The 16,975-nt window shown below is 62.4% G+C and carries 16 protein-coding genes, 1 tRNA gene and 1 pseudogene; 11 read left to right on the forward strand and 7 right to left on the reverse strand.

Annotated features, from left to right (window positions below; genetic code table 11):
* Positions 1 to 11: 11 nt before the first annotated feature.
* Positions 12 to 235: pseudogene (locus ASE60_RS34165) on the forward strand (hypothetical protein).
* 145 nt (positions 236 to 380) lie between these two features.
* On the forward strand, positions 381 to 785 hold the full coding sequence (locus ASE60_RS26675) for a GFA family protein (protein WP_057254613.1): 405 nt from the start codon (positions 381 to 383) through the stop codon (positions 783 to 785).
* Between the two features lie 20 nt (positions 786 to 805).
* Here ASE60_RS26675 and ASE60_RS26680 read toward each other — a convergent pair whose 3' ends face one another.
* Together ASE60_RS26680 and ilvD are read right to left on the reverse strand one after the other, a co-directional pair.
* On the reverse strand, positions 806 to 1,234 hold the full coding sequence (locus tag ASE60_RS26680; protein ID WP_057254614.1) for a lipocalin-like domain-containing protein: 429 nt from the start codon (positions 1,232 to 1,234) through the stop codon (positions 806 to 808).
* Positions 1,235 to 1,394: 160 nt separating this feature from the next.
* Positions 1,395 to 3,233, reverse strand: coding sequence for a dihydroxy-acid dehydratase (ilvD, locus tag ASE60_RS26685; protein WP_057254615.1), 1,839 nt, complete (start codon positions 3,231 to 3,233; stop codon positions 1,395 to 1,397).
* Between the two features lie 301 nt (positions 3,234 to 3,534).
* On the opposite strand from ilvD, the gene ASE60_RS26690 reads away from it, so the two are divergent.
* The 6 genes from ASE60_RS26690 (at position 3,535) to ASE60_RS26715 (ending at position 9,832) form a co-directional block, all read left to right on the forward strand.
* Positions 3,535 to 4,029, forward strand: a complete 495-nt coding sequence (locus tag ASE60_RS26690; RefSeq protein WP_156414728.1) for a hypothetical protein — start codon at positions 3,535 to 3,537, stop codon at positions 4,027 to 4,029.
* A gap of 11 nt (positions 4,030 to 4,040) precedes the next feature.
* The gene (gene dapA, locus ASE60_RS26695) at positions 4,041 to 4,979 is read left to right on the forward strand and encodes a 4-hydroxy-tetrahydrodipicolinate synthase (RefSeq protein ID WP_057254617.1); all 939 of its coding nucleotides are present in this window, start codon (positions 4,041 to 4,043) and stop codon (positions 4,977 to 4,979) included.
* 86 nt (positions 4,980 to 5,065) lie between these two features.
* Positions 5,066 to 5,251 (forward strand): hypothetical protein, encoded by a 186-nt coding sequence (locus tag ASE60_RS26700; RefSeq protein ID WP_057254618.1) that lies wholly within the window; start codon positions 5,066 to 5,068, stop codon positions 5,249 to 5,251.
* 32 nt (positions 5,252 to 5,283) lie between these two features.
* Positions 5,284 to 5,544, forward strand: coding sequence for a hypothetical protein (locus tag ASE60_RS26705; protein WP_057254619.1), 261 nt, complete (start codon positions 5,284 to 5,286; stop codon positions 5,542 to 5,544).
* Positions 5,545 to 5,762: 218 nt separating this feature from the next.
* The gene (locus ASE60_RS26710; RefSeq protein WP_057254827.1) at positions 5,763 to 9,023 is read left to right on the forward strand and encodes an adenylate/guanylate cyclase domain-containing protein; all 3,261 of its coding nucleotides are present in this window, start codon (positions 5,763 to 5,765) and stop codon (positions 9,021 to 9,023) included.
* A 128-nt stretch (positions 9,024 to 9,151) separates the two neighbouring features.
* Complete coding sequence (locus tag ASE60_RS26715; protein WP_057254620.1) at positions 9,152 to 9,832, forward strand: peroxiredoxin-like family protein; 681 nt, start codon at positions 9,152 to 9,154, stop codon at positions 9,830 to 9,832.
* A 137-nt stretch (positions 9,833 to 9,969) separates the two neighbouring features.
* Here ASE60_RS26715 and ASE60_RS26720 read toward each other — a convergent pair whose 3' ends face one another.
* The 3 genes from ASE60_RS26720 to cpdR1 form a co-directional block, all read right to left on the reverse strand.
* Positions 9,970 to 10,662 (reverse strand): alpha/beta hydrolase, encoded by a 693-nt coding sequence (locus ASE60_RS26720; RefSeq protein ID WP_057254621.1) that lies wholly within the window; start codon positions 10,660 to 10,662, stop codon positions 9,970 to 9,972.
* Positions 10,663 to 10,945: 283 nt separating this feature from the next.
* Positions 10,946 to 11,020, reverse strand: a tRNA-Val gene (locus ASE60_RS26725).
* A 271-nt stretch (positions 11,021 to 11,291) separates the two neighbouring features.
* Positions 11,292 to 11,657 (reverse strand): response regulator CpdR1, encoded by a 366-nt coding sequence (gene cpdR1 / locus ASE60_RS26730; RefSeq protein WP_034786813.1) that lies wholly within the window; start codon positions 11,655 to 11,657, stop codon positions 11,292 to 11,294.
* Positions 11,658 to 11,856: 199 nt separating this feature from the next.
* Between cpdR1 and ASE60_RS26735 the strand changes: the two genes are divergently transcribed.
* Together ASE60_RS26735 and hisN are read left to right on the forward strand one after the other, a co-directional pair.
* Complete coding sequence (locus tag ASE60_RS26735) at positions 11,857 to 12,738, forward strand: N-formylglutamate amidohydrolase (protein WP_057254622.1); 882 nt, start codon at positions 11,857 to 11,859, stop codon at positions 12,736 to 12,738.
* Between the two features lie 339 nt (positions 12,739 to 13,077).
* Positions 13,078 to 13,851 (forward strand): histidinol-phosphatase, encoded by a 774-nt coding sequence (hisN, locus tag ASE60_RS26740; protein ID WP_057254623.1) that lies wholly within the window; start codon positions 13,078 to 13,080, stop codon positions 13,849 to 13,851.
* A gap of 72 nt (positions 13,852 to 13,923) precedes the next feature.
* Here the strand turns inward: hisN and ASE60_RS26745 are convergent, their stop codons facing one another.
* Complete coding sequence (locus ASE60_RS26745; protein ID WP_057254624.1) at positions 13,924 to 14,889, reverse strand: alpha/beta hydrolase; 966 nt, start codon at positions 14,887 to 14,889, stop codon at positions 13,924 to 13,926.
* Positions 14,890 to 15,278: 389 nt separating this feature from the next.
* Between ASE60_RS26745 and ASE60_RS26750 the strand changes: the two genes are divergently transcribed.
* Positions 15,279 to 15,740, forward strand: coding sequence for an Hsp20 family protein (locus ASE60_RS26750; RefSeq protein WP_057254625.1), 462 nt, complete (start codon positions 15,279 to 15,281; stop codon positions 15,738 to 15,740).
* A gap of 217 nt (positions 15,741 to 15,957) precedes the next feature.
* Here ASE60_RS26750 and ASE60_RS26755 read toward each other — a convergent pair whose 3' ends face one another.
* Positions 15,958 to 16,947: a bile acid:sodium symporter family protein gene (locus ASE60_RS26755; protein ID WP_057254626.1), complete on the reverse strand. Its 990-nt coding sequence runs from the start codon at positions 16,945 to 16,947 to the stop codon at positions 15,958 to 15,960.
* Positions 16,948 to 16,975 lie beyond the last annotated feature (28 nt).

Here is a 16,975-nt window from a genome sequence, read left to right on the forward strand (position 1 = left end):
GAGAGGAGAGCATGGCGAAGAGGACTTACAAGGGCAGCTGCCATTGCGGCAAGGTGCGATACGAGGCGACTTTCGATCTCGATGCCGGGACGGCCAAGTGCAATTGCGCCTTCTGTATCAATGTTGCCGCTTGGATGATGTCGATCCGTCCGTCCTCGCCCAGGTGTCGGTGGAATATCTGGATGGCCGCAACGACCGATGGGATGAAAGACCTGCCGAGGTTCGTCATCTCTGACGGACGCACCGCGTAACTGCTTTCAGTTGACAATATGTTGTCAATGTGCAAATGAACTGTATGGGCCGTAATCTGACAGCGTGTTGTCAAATTGGTGGGCGGCAAAGCGGGGTCTGCCTGGGCCCGGAAAGCAGGAGTGACGGTTATGAAACTGACCTATAAGGGAAGCTGCCATTGCGGAAATATCCGCTATGAGGCCGATGTCGACCTCGATGCCGGCACCGGCAAGTGCAATTGCTCGATCTGCTGGAAGCGGCGCTATTGGGGGGCAATCGTAAAGCCCGACGGTTTCCGCTTGCAGTGTGACGAAGCCAACATCGCCGACTACCAGTTTAGCAGCAACAGCGTGCATCACCGTTTCTGCAAGATCTGTGGCGTCGCGGCCTTCGGCCACGGCTACATCGAGGAGATCGGCGGTGCCTATTATTCGGTCAACGTCGCCTGCCTCGACGATCTCGATCCGGCGGTGCTCGCCGACGCGCCGGTGCAATATATGGACGGACGCAACAACAACTGGTTCCACGCGCCGGCCGAGACGCGTCATCTCTGACGTCTGGAAATGGCGGCTGGTCACATCCGACGAAACTCGAGATTGTATGTGACCTCTTCTCCAGTCCGGGGGTCGATGGCTGGTGCGCCGTAGATCACCAGCCTGTCGCCTTCCACGTAGAACGGGCGGATCAGATCGGACATGCCCCAGGCCGGGTTCCAGCTCGCATCCAGCTGGTGGATTACCCGGCCATCCTCAAGCCTGTAGGATCCGGCATAGGCGAGCATCGAATCGAAGAGCGCCGCCTTTTCGTCGCTCGTCGGTACGGCGCCTTTCAATGCGGGGCGATCACGCCTCACCACGACGGCGCTGACGCGGCCATCGGGATAGTAGGAGAGGTAGCCGATAGGATCGGCCCCCATGGCATCGCTGGTTTCGCCGGTGGCGACAACCTTGCGTTTCCAGGAGAGCATCTTCCAGGTGCCGAGCAGTTCGGAAGCGTTCGCCATGACCCACCTGTTTTAATCTTAGGGTAGCCTAAAATAACAGATGCACGCGGCCGGGCAAAGAAGGCAGCGGTGCGGAACGGGCCAGAGCCTGACATCCGGCCAAAGAAAAAAAGGCCCCCGAACATCGGGAGCCTTCGGACTATCTCTGTTTTTTTTCGTCTCAGCGGTCGCCGAGGTCGCGCACTGCTCCGCGGTCGGCCGAGGTGGCGAATGCGGCATAGGCCTTGAGCGCCGTCGTCACCTTGCGCTTGCGCTGCTCGGCCGGCTTCCAGCCCTTGGCGTCCTGCTCGGCGCGGCGGCTCGCAAGCTCCGCCTCGTCGACGCGCAGGCTGATCGTGCGGTTCGGGATGTCGATGTCGATCATGTCGCCTTCGCGCACGAGACCGATCGTGCCGCCATTGGCCGCTTCTGGAGAAACGTGGCCGATCGAGAGGCCGGAGGTGCCGCCGGAGAAGCGGCCGTCGGTGATCAGCGCGCAAGCTTTGCCGAGTCCCTTCGACTTCAGGTAGCTCGTCGGATAGAGCATTTCCTGCATGCCCGGGCCGCCCTTCGGGCCTTCATAGCGGATGACGACCACGTCGCCGGCCTTGATCTCGTTGCCGAGGATCGCCTTGACCGATGCATCCTGGCTTTCGAACACGCGGGCCGGGCCGGAGAACTTCAGGATGCTCTCGTCGACGCCGGCGGTCTTCACGATGCAGCCGTCGATGGCGATGTTGCCCTTAAGCACAGCGAGGCCGCCGTCCTTGGAGAAGGGGTGTTCGACCGAGCGGATGACGCCCTTTTCGCGGTCGGTGTCGAGCTCGTCCCAGCGCGACTCCTGGCTGAAGGCAACTTGCGTCGGGATGCCGCCCGGCGCCGCGCGGAAGAAGTTGCGCACCGTTTCGCTCGATGTGCGAGTGATGTCCCATCGGTCGATGGCGTCGCCGATCGTGGCGCTGTGGACGGTCGGGCAATCGCGGTTGATGAGGCCGCCTTTCTCGAGTTCGCCGAGGATCGACATGATACCGCCGGCGCGGTGCACGTCTTCCATGTGCACGTCGCTTTTCGCAGGCGCCACCTTTGACAGGCACGGAACCTTGCGCGACAGCCGGTCGATGTCGGCCATGGTGAAATCGACTTCACCCTCATGGGCGGCGGCGAGAATGTGCAGCACGGTGTTGGTCGAACCGCCCATGGCGATGTCGAGCGCCATGGCGTTTTCGAAAGCCTGCTTGGAGGCGACGTTGCGCGGCAGGACGCTTTCGTCCTCCTGCTCGTAGTAGCGGCGGGCAATATCGACGACCAGATGGCCGGCCTCGACGAAGAGGCGCTTGCGGTCGGCGTGGGTCGCGAGCGTCGAGCCGTTGCCGGGCAGCGACAGGCCGAGGGCCTCGGTCAGACAGTTCATCGAATTGGCGGTGAACATGCCGGAGCAGGAACCGCAGGTCGGGCAGGCGGAGCGCTCGATGACCTTGACGTCCTCGTCGGAAACATTGTCGTCGGCGGCTGCGACCATGGCGTCGACCAGATCGAGCGCATGCGTCTTGCCGTGCAGCACGACCTTGCCGGCTTCCATCGGGCCGCCGGAGACGAAGACGGCGGGGATATTGAGGCGGAGCGCCGCCATCAGCATGCCGGGCGTGATCTTGTCGCAGTTCGAGATGCAGACCATGGCGTCGGCGCAGTGGGCATTGACCATGTACTCGACCGAGTCGGCGATGATCTCGCGCGACGGCAGCGAATAGAGCATGCCGTCATGGCCCATGGCGATGCCGTCGTCGACGGCGATGGTGTTGAATTCCTTGGCGACGCCGCCGGCCGCCTCGATCTCGCGGGCGACGAGCTGGCCGAGATCCTTGAGGTGCACGTGGCCCGGCACGAACTGGGTGAATGAGTTCACCACTGCAATAATCGGCTTGCCAAAATCGCTGTCCTTCATGCCCGTCGCGCGCCAGAGGCCGCGGGCACCGGCCATGTTACGGCCATGGGTGGTGGTACGTGAGCGATAGGCAGGCATGGGCATGTTCCTTCACGGACAGGGCATTGCGCGAAATATGGCGATCCTTATCGCCACAGAAGGGGCTACCTAGCGCAAAATTGCGTGCACGTCATCTTTTGCGTCAGATTATTTCGACGCCGCGCGCCTGCATTTCGCGGGGTTTTCTGTCCCTTCGAGTGTCAATCTAGCCGCGCATGAATGCCTTGGACAGCACCAATCGGGAGGCTTTACGGAAATCTTATGCCGGGCGCGCGAAGTCGGAATCGAATCCGGACGCCTGATGGAGCTAGGTTCCCCTCATCGAATACGGATCAGTTCCATGTCTCTTCACGATTTCAGCTTGCGTCATCATGTCCGGAGCCTTCTGCCCGATATGGGTTTGCGCCAGCGGCCCGTTACTGTCGAGGCGAATGCAGATCCCCTGGATGTGCTACTGCTTCGGCTGAGCGCGGTTCGCCGCCTGCGTGAGCATCATGTCTGGGAGGCTGTCCGCGTGATCCGGGAACTGCCCGGTCTCGCCGTGGACGAGTGGCCGTCGCGTCGGTTCCGCGATCTGATGGCGGCCGATGCCCTGGTCGATGCGGTCATCCACCTGACGTCTACGACTGAGGCAAAGCTCTGTCTCAGAACACTCAGCCACGAACTCGGGCTTTGGACCTGTGCGCTGCGCTATCAGCCGCCAGGTGCGGGTCGGCTCACGTTCAAGGCGCGGCATGCCGATCTGGCCGCCGCGATCCTCGGCGCCTTCCTGCGCTCCTGCCGCGGCTATCAGCTTGCCATCGCGGCCACCGACCGCGGCCAGTTTCCCACCTGAAGGATATTTCCATGAACATGCACTCGCTGCGCCTCGACGGGGCGATCACGGCGCTCGTCACACCGTTTCGCGACGGCAAGGTCGATGTCGTCGGTCTGATGTCGCTGGTCGAATGGCAGATACGCCACGGCATCTCCGGCATCGTCGCTTGCGGTACCACCGGCGAGGCGCCGACGCTGTCGCGTACCGAGCGGACAATGGTGATCGAGCGCTGCGTCGAGGTCGCCGAGCGGAAGATCCCCGTTATCGCCGGAACCGGCACCAACAGTACCGAGACGACGATCGAGCTGACGGCGGAAGCCAAGGCGCTCGGCGCCGATGCGGTGCTCATTGTCGCGCCCTATTACAGCAAGCCGTCGCAGGAGGGGCTTTATCGGCACTTCGAGGCGGTCACCAGGGCGGTCGATTTGCCGGTCATCCTCTACAACGTGCCCGCCCGCACCGGCGTCGATCTGACACCGCGAACGCTCGAGCGGCTGGCGGAGCTTCCCGGCATCGTCGGCATCAAGGATGCGACCGGCGACATCGGCCGGCTTCTTTCGATGTCGGCTGCGCTGAAGAACCGCCTTCGTCCGTTTTCCGGCCATGACCAGACGGCGCTGCCGTTCAATCTTTGCGGTGGACACGGCACCATATCGGTGGCGTCCAATGTCGTTCCGCGGCTGGTGGTGGCGATGCATCAGGCAATCACGACCGGCAATACAGGGGCGGCGCTTGCCATCCATGAACGGATAAGGCCGTTGCTGGTGGCGCTCGAGCGCGAGACCAATCCGGGACCGATCAAATATGCGCTGCATCTGGCGCGCGCCCTCAGCCCCGAACTGCGCTTGCCATTGACGCCGGTTGCGGCGGAAACGGCGGCCGAGATTCGTGCGGCACTCGAGCCGCTCACCGAACTTCCGTCCTCCACCCATATCGGCCGCGGCGTCCGCATCGCGCTCGCGAGCTGAGTTCCCTCAACAATTCCCGTCCTGCCAGCATCCCCTCATTCGTTGAGCTCGGCGCGCGGGACCTTATGCCAAAAAGGAGACAGATCATGTCACGCTTGCCGCATCTTGCCGCTCAAGCCGAACAGCGCCGACGCGCCCAGGGCAACATCGAGAACCGCCACGATAACGACAGCGCGGTTCGCGACGCCTTTCTCGGCATCGGCGTCCGCCTCGGTATCGTTCTCGGCCTTGCCTATGGCATCCAGGCCGCCATTCCGTGGATTGCCGGTTAAGCCTTTTTCCGATCAACGAGGATCATTCCATCATGGGCAGTACGCAGCAGATTCGGCGTGGTTTTCGCGCGCGCGCACGTTTCGTCGTTGGCCGCGATAGGCACGGCTGGTGGGTCGTTTCCGACCGCAAGGGCGTCGTTGGCGGCCTCTTCACCAACGAGACGGCGGCGATCCACTTCGCCGTCGAGGCCAGCGATCGGCATCCGGAGGAGGTGTGCCGCGCGCCGGAAGGTGCAGCCATCGATCTCGATACGTTTTCCCGTCCACCGAAGCCGCGCCGTGCCCACTCCTGACAGCGCTTGAGGCCGACATTGCCGACGAACCATTGCCGGACTGTTCGATCGGGAAACCGTCGGGAGGCCCTGGAGGAGGCCGCATTCGCGGTCTCCCATCGAGATTGTTGCTGTTGCTTGCAAAGCAGGTGACGCGGGTCCATTCTTGCGAAGCCATCATGTCCCGGCTGGCTCCGCATTCGCCGTGCCAGCCTGGTTCGTTCGAAGGTTCGTCGTCGATGAACTGCCACGAGTGCGGTTGCGAGATCCAAGGCGGGTTTGCGTTTTGCCCGAATTGCGGTGCCAAGCAGCATAGCCCGTGTCCCGGTTGCGGCGCACTCTGCCCGCCACACTTCTCCTTTTGTCCCACCTGCGGCACCCGGCTTGGAAGCCCGGCACCAATAAAGCCGACGGTTTCGCCACCTGCGACGGCACAGACGCCTCGGGCGCGACCTTCTGGCGGAGAGGAGGCGGGCGCCGACCGCCGCACAGCCACCATTCTCTTTGCCGACCTCTGCGGCTTTACTGGTCTCAGCGAGCAGGTGGATCCGGAAGTCCTCAGGGCTTTCCAGAACGAACTCTTCGAAGAACTGACCGAGGCGGTCGAGGCTTACGGTGGCTTCGTCGACAAATTCATCGGCGACGCGTTGCTGGCCCTCTTCGGCGCGCCGGTGGCGCACGAAGACGACTCCGAGAGAGCGCTTCGTGCTGCGCTCGACATGACCGTTCGGGCAAGGCGGGTCGGCGAACGCTGGCAGCGGCGGATCGGCGAGCCACTGAACCTCCATATCGGGCTCAACACCGGAACCGTCGTGGCGGGGCGTTTGGGCGCTGGCGACGGCAAGGCCTATTCGGTGACCGGCGACGCAGTCAACACGGCGCAGCGGCTGCAAACGCTGGCAGGGCCTGGGGAGATCCTCGTCGGGCCGGTGACCTATCGGTTGACCTGCCACGCCTTTGCCTACGAGGCGCTTGGCGCGATGACGCTGCGCGGCAAAGCGGAAAGCGTCGAGGTCTACAGGCTGACGCAGTCTCTGGAGGCACCGCGCACGGCACGCGGTCTCGAAGCGCTGGGGCTCGGTGCGCCGCTGATCGGACGTGAGGCGGAGATGAAGCGCCTCATTGATTGCCTCGAGCTTGCCTGCGGCGGGACGGCGCAACTGGTGCGTCTGACGGGAGAGGCAGGGCTCGGAAAATCGCGGCTGATCAAAGAATTCCTCGAACGGGTGGCCGCGGATCCGCGCTTTTCGAACGTCGTCGTTCGCCGCGCCGGCAGTTCGTCGCTCGGAGAACCGTCCTATGGCGTTCTCGCGGCGGTGCTGCGCGGTGCCTACGGGATTTCGATAAGCGACAGCCTGCAGCGGACGACAGAGCTACTCGCCGCGGGACTGGCCGAGATCGGATTTGCGCAAGACAAGCTCGAACAGCTCGTACCGCTGTTTTTGCGGATCCTGGGCTTGGGTTCCCAGGATGAGCTGTTGCGCCATGTGGAGCCGGAACAGATGCGCCGGCAGCTTTTCGCAGGGGTGAGGGCGATTTTTGAACGACGCCTGTCACGAACGCCCTTACTGCTCGTGATCGAGGATTTGCACTGGGCCGATGCTGCCTCGCTCGAGGCCATATCCTTCGTCCTCGAGCGGACGGAAGGCAGCCCGTTGATGCTGCTGACCACCCAGCGGCCCGACGCCGATGCCGATCAGCTGAAGCCCGGACACACAAACTTGACGGCGTTGCGCCTCGCACCGCTTTCGGAGGCCGACAGGCGTCGCTTGCTTGCGGCATTCTTCGGTAGGGATGGGCTGCCTCAGGCGCTCGCCGAGCGCATCTTGGCACGGGCCGGGGGCAATCCCCTGTTCATCGAGGAAATCGTGCGCGGCCTGATCGATGTATCCGCAGTGCAGCGGGTCGGCTCGACCTGGCGGGTGGTGGAGCGCGAAGCGGCCGCCGACATTCCGGTGACCATCGAGGCGATACTGCTCGGCCGCGTCGATCGGCTACCGCCGGACGCCCGCCGAATGCTGCACCACGCTGCGATGATCGGGCCGCGATTCGATGCGGATCTGCTGCAAGCGGTTTCGGGGCGGACACCGGTGGATACGATTCTTGATCTGCTCTGCGATGCGGAGATCATCGAAGAAGCCAGGGACGGCGGCGGGTTCCTGGGCACACAGACCTATCGGTTTACCCAGACGTTGCTGCAGGAGGTGGTCTACAACAATCTGCTGCTCAGTCGGCGCACGGACGGGCATGCATTAATCGGCAAGGTGCTGGAGCGCCGGTTCGGCGAGGATACCGACCGGCCCGAGGAAATGGCGCTGCTCGGCCACCATTTCGGCCTCTCCGAACAGAAGGCCAAGGGCGCACATTACCTGGTCGCGGCCGGAGACCGGGCGCGGGCGCTCTATGCCAATGATGATGCCATCCGGCTTTATGAACAGGCGATGGCGGCACTGGCGGCCACCGGCGAACAGGGCCCCGAATGGCTTGCCGCACGCGAACGCGTCGCTGATCTCCTGGGCCCGACCGGCCAGCGTGAGGCGGCGGTTCAGCACTACGGCGCACTGTTGGAGATTTACAGCGCCATGGACGACCGGATTGCCGCGGCACGAATCCGGCGCAAGTTCGGCCATCATCTCTGGGAAACCGGGCGGCGTGACGAGGCGTTGGCTTCCTTCGCGGCAGCCGCCGAGCTGCTCGAAGGCGTGAGCGCGCCGATTGAAGGTGCGCATCTTTCGCAGGAATGCGGCCACCTCGCCTTCCGCATGGGAGACTATGCCGGCGCCCTCAAGGCGGCGGACGACGCCCTGGATCGCATTGCGACATATACGCCGGAGACCCCAGAGACTGAGCGGGAGGCGATGCGGGTCATGGCCGAAGCGCTGAACACCAAGGCCGTGACGCTTGCCCGCCTTGGCCGCAGCGCCGAAGCGATCGGTATCGTCGAGCGAAGCGTCGCGGCAGCGGAAGGCGCGAACCTGTTGAATGCCGCCTGCCGCGGCTATACCAATCTGGCGGTGTTCTACGCGGTCACCGATCCGAGACGTGCGATTGAGGTTTGCCGCTGCGGTTTCGACATGGCAAGGCGTATCGGCGACCTCGGTTTTCAGGCGCGCCTGCTCGCCAACCTTGCCGTCGCCTATTGCACCTTCACCGATCGCTGTGCGCCGGACGGCGTGCCGGCAGCCGAGCGCGCGATTGCGATTGACCGGGAACTCGACCAGCGCGACCACTTGCCGGTGTCGCTGCTGGTGCTCGGCCAGATCCATCAGTGTCATGGCCGGGCAGATGTCGCCCGCGGCCTTTATCAGGAGGCGCTCGACCTTTGCGGAGAAACGCAAGAGGCGCAGCTCCTGTTTCCGTGTTATGATGGCTTGGCGACGCTTTGCCTGGACGCCGGCGATCTCGATGCAGCGGAAAGGTACTTCGCCTTGGCGAGAGACATATGTGCGCAACATGGTCTCGATCCCGAGGCGTTGATGATTTTGCCGTTTCTCGACTGATACTTCCGATCGTCGCCTGGGGCGCGGCGTCTGCGCTTTGATTGCTGCACACAGTTTGCCGGAGAAAAAGCGCCTGCCTTGCCACAAGGCGTAGCTGGAGCGTTCCGGCCGGGATGAGGAGACGAAACATGGTTGAGCCGCTGAGTGGACGGCCGTTGCAGCCGGGGGACCGAGCGCCGAACGTGGTGCTCGACGCAATCACGCAGGAAGGTCAGATCGCCCTTGATGATTTTCGCGGCCGCAAACCGGTCCTGGTCGGCCTGTTCCGCGGCCTGCATTGTCCGTTCTGCAGACGGCAGATCGCCGCCATGGCGCAACTCGACGGCGCCTTGCGGGAGCGGGGCATCGAGAGCCTGACGGTGGTCAATACGCCGATCGATCGAGCGCGCCTCTATTTCCGTTATCATCCTGTGCCGAATTTGCTGGCCGCCGCCGATCCGGAACGGGTCTCGCATCGGGCGTTCGGGCTGCCCAACCTCGAATTCACCGAGGACGAGGACGCCTGGCCGTACAAGATCGCCCAGAAGACGATCATGGCGATGAAGGTGAATATGCCGGGCGAATTGCCGGAACCGATGGACCCGATCGCAGCTATGGCCTATCTCGACAAGGCGGAAGACTACCAGATCACCGAGGCTGACGAACGGATGATAGCGACCGGGGCCGGGCAACTCGTCGGCGAGTTCCTGCTCGATCGTGATGGCGTTGTGCGCTGGAGTTTCACGGAAGTCCCGGACGGCGGCCAGAACATGTTCGGCGCCCCGCGTCGCGACGAATTGATGTCCGCCGCCTCCGCCATGGTGCATTAAGGCGTCGACTTTGGATGGTTGGCCGTCGACGGCGGTTGGCGGTGATCCTGGAACAAGGCCCCGTCGGTCCGGTGATCGACGGGGTTTTTCGTCGCGATGTTATCGCAAAACCGCTGCGCACTTTTGCGCGACATACTTTAGCCGAGTGAAGCGATCGCCTCGTCGATCAGCGCGACGATCTCCTTTGGATGCGATGCAAGCGAGGCGTGGCTGGCGTCGAGGGTGATGATCTTCTTTGCCTTGATGCGTTCAGCCATCCACTGTTCGGTTTCCGGCGGGATCATGTTGTCGTGGCGCGATACCTGGTACCAGCTCGGCTTTTCCTTCCAGGCCGGGGGGCCGGCCTCGTCTTCAAAGCAACGCCCGGCAATCGGCTTCTGCGTCACCGCCATGACCAGCGCGTCGGTCTCGTTCAAATCCTGGCCGAAGCTCTGGCGGAAGGTGTCTTGCGCCAACCAGAGGAAGCCATCCTTGTCGGGGCGGATACTGGCAGCACCGGAGGGTGGATTACGCCGCGCAAAAATGCTGCCGAGGCTGTCGCCCTCATCCGGCGCGAAGGCCGCGACATAGACGAGGCCAACGACATTGGCTGCATGGCCGGCGCCGCTGATCACCGCGCCGCCATAGGAGTGGCCGACAAGCAGGGTCGGGCCATCAAGCGATTCCGCCAGTTTGCGCGTGCGCTCGATGTCGTCGGCAAGCGAGGTCAGTGGGTTCTGCACTGCAGCGATCCTGTAGCCCTTGGCGTGGAGTGGCGGGATCACGTGACGCCAATGGGAAGCATCGCCCCAGGCGCCGTGTACGAGCAGGATGTTCTTGACGGCAGGCATTGTCCGTTCCTTTCTCATTCAGAGAAGATGTGGTCGGCACGACGTCGCGTTCGCGTATCGAGACGCGAGATGGGTGGCCGGCCGTTGGTCACGGATGCGATTAAAGGTCTGCGGGTGCGATCGGATTGCGAATGCAAACTAGGGCGCGGAACGGGGCGCTTCCATGGCGCAAGACATTAAACTTCGTACAGAATTGGGATGGGTGGAGGGTGTCGCCAACCGGCGCGTCCCGGGACAAACGAAAAGGGCCTCTCGATTTCTCGAAAGGCCCTTGGAATTCGAATGGTGGGCGTGACAAGGATCGAACTTGTGACCCCTACGATGTCAACGTAGTGCTCTCCCGCTGAGCTACACGCCCATCCGATGTCGGCGCATAGACCACAAAACCCGTTGTCGCGTCAATAGGGTTTTCGAAGGTTTTTTGACAGAAATTTCGAAGGCATGTTTTTTCCCATCCGGGGGTCGGTCGCGGCGGCGTGGCGAGGGCCCGGATTTGCGGGATTCCTGCTAAGGCCTTGAAACGAAAAGACCGCCGGAGATCCTTGTGGATCGCGGCGGTCGATCGGAAATCGTCTTGGCTTGTCGCCACAGTGTGCCGCAAGCGGCAGCGACTGTGGAAAACTAGTCGCTTAAGCCGCGGCCAGCATCTTGTTGACCTCGTCGACGAGGTCGCGGAGGTGGAAGGGCTTCGAAAGCACCTTGGCATCTTTCGGCGCCTTGGAGTCGGGATTGAGCGCAACGGCGGCAAAGCCGGTGATGAACATGACCTTGAGGTCCGGATCGAGTTCGGTCGCGCGGCGCGCCAGCTCGATGCCGTCCATCTCGGGCATGACGATGTCGGTGAGGAGAAGCGAGAATGGCTCCTCGCGAAGCCGGTCATAGGCGCTGGCGCCGTTGTCGTAGGACATGACCTTGTAGCCGGCCTTTTCGAGCGCCTTGACCAGGAACCGGCGCATATCGTTGTCGTCTTCGGCAAGAAGGATTTTCGCAGTCATGAATTCGGCCGTGCTTCTCTTTTTTCAGTTTATTGCGCGTAGATTGCGGCGTTTTATCCAAACCCCAACGCGGTAAATATCTCGTGAACGCGGGACGTCAATTCCCCGGGAGCTATGATTGGTCACTATGGACACAGAGCGGACCAACTGGCAACATGATGACAATTGTAAGAACCGCATATGGTAAAAAAGGGTTCAGATGGGGGAAATTGCGGAGAGGGAACTGTTTGAGGTCCTGGAACCTCCGATCCAGCGCATTCCCTTTGTGTTCAATTCACCGCATAGCGGTCGGTCCTATCCCCAGCGCTTTCTCGATCAGTCGCGGCTCGACGCTGTTTCGATTCGCCGGTCGGAAGACCACTATGTCGATGAGCTGTTCCAGAACGCGACTTTTCTCGGAGCGCCGATGCTGCTGGCGCATTTCCCGCGCGCCTTCCTCGACGTCAACCGTGAGCCCTATGAGCTTGACCCGCGCATGTTCGACGGCCCGCTGCCGCCGCACGCCAATATCAGCTCGATGCGCGTCGCCGGCGGCCTCGGCACGATACCGCGGCTGGTCGCCGAGAACATGGAGATCTACCGCGGACGTTTCCCGGTGGAAGACGCGCTGACGCGGATCGAGACGATCTACAAGCCCTACCATGCCACCCTGCGCAAACTGATCGCGCGCACCCACGTGCAGTTCGGCCTGTCGGTGCTGATCGATTGTCACTCGATGCCCGGGAACGTGCATCTGCCCGGCAGCGCCCAGCGTCCCGACTTCATCATCGGCGACCGCTACGGCACCAGTGCCGCGGGTGAACTGTCGCGCGCCGCCGTCGATCTGCTGCAGCAGCTCGGCTACAGTGTCGTGCGCAACAAGCCCTATGCTGGCGGCTTCATCACCGAGCATTACGGTCGCCCGACACGCGGGCTGCATGCGCTGCAGATCGAGATCAACCGGGCGCTCTATGTCGATGAGACGACACTGGTGCGCAAGCCCGGCTTCGGCTCGCTGGTCGCAGATCTCACGACCTTCGTCGCGTCGCTTGCCCGCCATGTCGAAGACTACGGCGCCTACCTCCCGCTCGCAGCGGAGTGACTTTAGGATTTTCTGTCGTGGACCTTCAAAAAAAACCGCGCCAACGGCGCGGTCAAGTCTAGGGAGGAAACACCCAAGGAGGGTATTTACAGTCACAGGTGACTGTACCCAAACCTTAATATTGCACTGCACAAATGTCAAGTTGAAGCAGTGAGAACTTTTGCAGTGCATCAAACGTTTTTTAGGCGAAAGCGGTATCTGAACCGATTGAAACGCTAGAAATCTGAAAACACAGGTGATTTGGTCGCCGCTGCCATCGCATCAGTTCGTTTGCCTTTCGGTAAATTTCGTCTATGCAAGACGAACCTTCCTTCGTCCATGCTTCCCTGAGAGAGAGCCATGCTGCCCGACCGCGCCTTCTTCGATCGCCTTGCCGAAGCTGCCAAGGCAGAGACCCTGCCGCGATTCCGGATCGGCACCAGCGTGGTCAACAAGATCGAAGGCGGCTTCGATCCGGTAACGGAGGCGGACCAGTCGGCGGAAGCGGCGATCCGTGCGCTGATCGAGAAGCATTTTCCGGAGCACGGCATCCTTGGCGAAGAGCATGGCAATGTCGGGCTCGACCGCGAATATGTCTGGGTCATCGACCCGATCGACGGCACACGCGCCTTCATTTCCGGCCTGCCGGTCTGGGGCACGCTGATCGGCCTCTATCGCAATGGCGAAGCGGTCATGGGCCTGATGGATCAGCCGTTCACCGGTGAGCGCTATTTCGCCGATGGTGAGAAGACGACCTACCGGGGTCCCGGTGGCGAAAAGGTGCTTTCGACCCGTGCCTGCAATTCGCTTTCGGATGCGGTGCTGTTCACCACATCGCCGCACCTCTACACGGGTGACTTCAAGACCAAGTACGAGGCGGTGCAGAACAAGGTGCGACTCTTCCGCTACGGCTGCGATTGCTACGCCTTCGCGCTGCTCGCCGCCGGTCATATCGACCTGGTGATCGAATGCGGACTGAAACCCTACGACGTCGGCGGTCTGATCCCCCTGATCGAGCAGGCCGGCGGTATCGTCACCAATTGGCAGGGCGGACCGGCGGAAATGGGTGGCGAGGTCATCGCTGCGGGCAGCGCCGAACTGCATGCTCAGGCGCTGGAAATCCTCAAAGGCTGAGGACGCCACGCTCCGGCGCTGATATCGAAGCGAGATGCAAAATCAAATTATTGCCGAGTGTGCCCGCCTGTATCAGGCGGCGCTGTTTTCGCGTTCGTCACCCTCTTCGGGGATGACGAAGGCAAGGATCGCGGCCATCGCCTGGGCGCGATAGCGGTCTGCTTCGTGAAGCAGTTCGTGGCGGGCGCCATCGATCGGGATCATCTGGGCGGCGCGGAAGTTGCGCGCCAACCACTCGACGGCGAGATGCGGCACCAGACGGTCAGCGGTTGGCGCCAGGATGATCGTCGGCAGGGTGATGCGCGTCAGATGCTCGCGGCGGATGACGCGGCGCATGGCGCGGAAGGCCTCGCTCAGCCAGCGCGCGGTGGGCGGGCCAAGCCTCAGTTCCGGATGCGTGTCGGTCAGTGCGATGTTGCGCAGGTAGCGGCGGCGGTCCGCCGTCAGCACGTTGCTTTCGAACGGGCGGTTGCCCTTGTCGGGATGGGCCGGCAGGGTGCCGAGGCCGATGCAGCGCATGAGGGTCGCAATCGCCGCAATGCTGGGCTCGCCGAGCGCCTGTCCGCCAAGGCCGACGAAGGGTGCCAGCACCACCAGTCGGTCGATCCGGCTTGCTAGCATCGGTGCCAGCGACAGGGCAACGAGCGCACCCATGGAATGGGCGACGATCGAGAAGGGCAGGCGCGTATCCGGCAACACGATCTGTTCGAGGAAGGTGCTGAGGTCGCGTTCATAGTCGGAGAAGTGGTCGACGTAGCCGCGTCCCGGGTGTGGCAGCAGCCGCTCGGAGCCCGCCTGGCCGCGCCAGTCGAAGGTCGCGACCCAAAGACCTGCTGCCGTGAGATCAGCGATTGTCTCGAAGTATTTCTCGATCGATTCGTTGCGGCCCTGCAGCAGGACGACCGTGCCGCGCGCAACAGGCTGCTTCGTCCTGAAGATCGCGTAGCGAATCTTGCGCCCGCCGACGCCATCGAAGAACCCAGCCACGTAGTTTTCCGGGGTCGGATTGTCCGGTGTCGAGTGGAGGATCGAGGTCATGACGTGGTGACGGCCAAGAAGAGCGGGTTGATCGGTATCATCAAGGGATAGGCGGCAGGGTCTCAGTCGTCAAAGAAAAAAGCCGGAAACGGTGGGTGAAATCCGGACGATCACCGTTTCCGGCTGCTGAAGAGGAAGGGACGTATCACTTCAGCCTGGGAGTTGCCGCCCAGAGTTTTCTTCTAGCCCACCGGGGCTGAACGGAAGCCGAAGCGGCCGTTCATGTCGGGTTCACGGGAAAATCGTGAGTGCTCGCGTCTTGAAGTCGCGAATTTGCCTCCCCAAATCAGGGTCACGGGCGCCGAAGACGGGTCCGTTCACCGGTCTTGCCGCTGCCAGAATGGGGTGGCCGACCAGACATCGCAAACCGTTGCTCCGAGGAGGACACAATGCGTCACTTTGATTTCTCTCCCCTTTACCGTTCCACCGTTGGCTTTGATCGCCTGTTCACGATGCTCGACAGCCTCGGTCAGCCGGGTGAAGCCCAGACCTATCCGCCCTACAACATCGAACGCACCGGCGAAAACGCCTACCGCATCACCATGGCCGTTGCTGGCTTTGACGAGAGCGAGCTTTCGATCGAGGCCCGTGAGCACACGCTGACGGTCAAGGGCGAAAAAGCCGAGGAAAAGGGCGACGAAAGCCAGTTTCTCCATCGTGGCATTGCCAAGCGTGCCTTCGAGCGTCGCTTCCAGCTCGCCGATCACGTGGAGATCAAGTCCGCTTCGCTGAAGAACGGCTTGCTGCACATCGACCTCACCCGCGAGATTCCGGAAGCAGCCAAGCCCCGCCGGATCGAGATTTCGTCCGTTGCCTCGCAGCCGAAGCAGATCGAGGCCCAGACCCTCTAACCGCGAAGACAATCTCCCAAGACAGGCGGCGTCCCCCAGGGGCGCCGCTTTTTTATTGGTTCATTGAAATCACGCAGTTCCGAAGAGAGACCGCTTCGGACTTTCCTGACTTTCTAAAGCGCGTCACGATCTTTCAGATTCGCTCCTTGCGCTTCAAGTTTTTGATGTTTCGCATGTCGTTGTCGCAAAACCGCTGCGCACTTTTGCGCGACAGGCTTTAGGATCTGGCCGGCGCGGGCACGGCGGAGGCCTGCTTCTTGGCGGCGTAGCGCTGTGCGATGACGGCGCAGGCCATCAGCTGGATCTGGTGGAACAGCATCACCGGCAGCACGATCGCGCCGATGTTCTGCCCGGCGAAGATGGCGCTCGCCATCGGAACGCCGCTCGCAAGGCTCTTCTTCGAGCCGCAGAAGGTGATGGCGATCTCATCCGCCTTGTCGAAGCCGAGCAGGCGGCTGCCGAACATGGTGACGGCAAGCACGAGCGCCAGCATGACGATCTCGATGACGACCAGGACGCCGAGATCTGCCAGCGAATAGGTCTGCCAAAGGCCCGATGTCACCGCCTGGCTGAAGGCGAGATAGACGACCATCAGGATCGAGCCGCGATCGACGGGCGCCAAGAGCCCCTTGCGCGCCCGGATCCAGTTGCCGATCAAGGGCTGCAACAGCTGGCCAATGACGAAGGGAGCAAGCAATTGCAGCAGGATCTGCTTCAGCGCGTCGAGCGTCACGCCGCCGTGGCCGCCGGCGGTAAACAGCAGCCCGACCAGCAGCGGCGTCAGGAACATGCCGAATATGTTGGACGCAGACGCCGAGCAGATCGCCGCCGGCACATTGCCGCCGGCCATCGAGGTGAAGGCGATCGAAGACTGCACCGTCGAGGGCAGCACGCAGAGGAACAGGATGCCGGTGTAGAGCGACTGCGGAAGGATCGAGGTCGGGACGAAGCCGATTGCAAGACCGATCAGCGGGAAGAGCACGAAGGTGGAGGCGAGGATCGTCAGGTGCAGCCGCCAGTGCAGGATGCCGGCGATCACCACGTCGCGCGAGAGGCGGGCGCCGTGCAGGAAGAAGACCATGCCGACCGCCACCTTGGTCGCCAATCCGAACCAGGCGGTCGCCTCACCATGGATCGGCAGGACGGATGCCAAGAGCACCGTCGCCAGAAGCAGGATGGTGAAGGTATCGGGAAGGTAGCGGCGCATATCCGGTCACTTGCTGGTGATGAAACGT

This window comes from Ensifer sp. Root278 (assembly GCF_001429285.1).
Taxonomy (GTDB): domain Bacteria; phylum Pseudomonadota; class Alphaproteobacteria; order Rhizobiales; family Rhizobiaceae; genus Ensifer.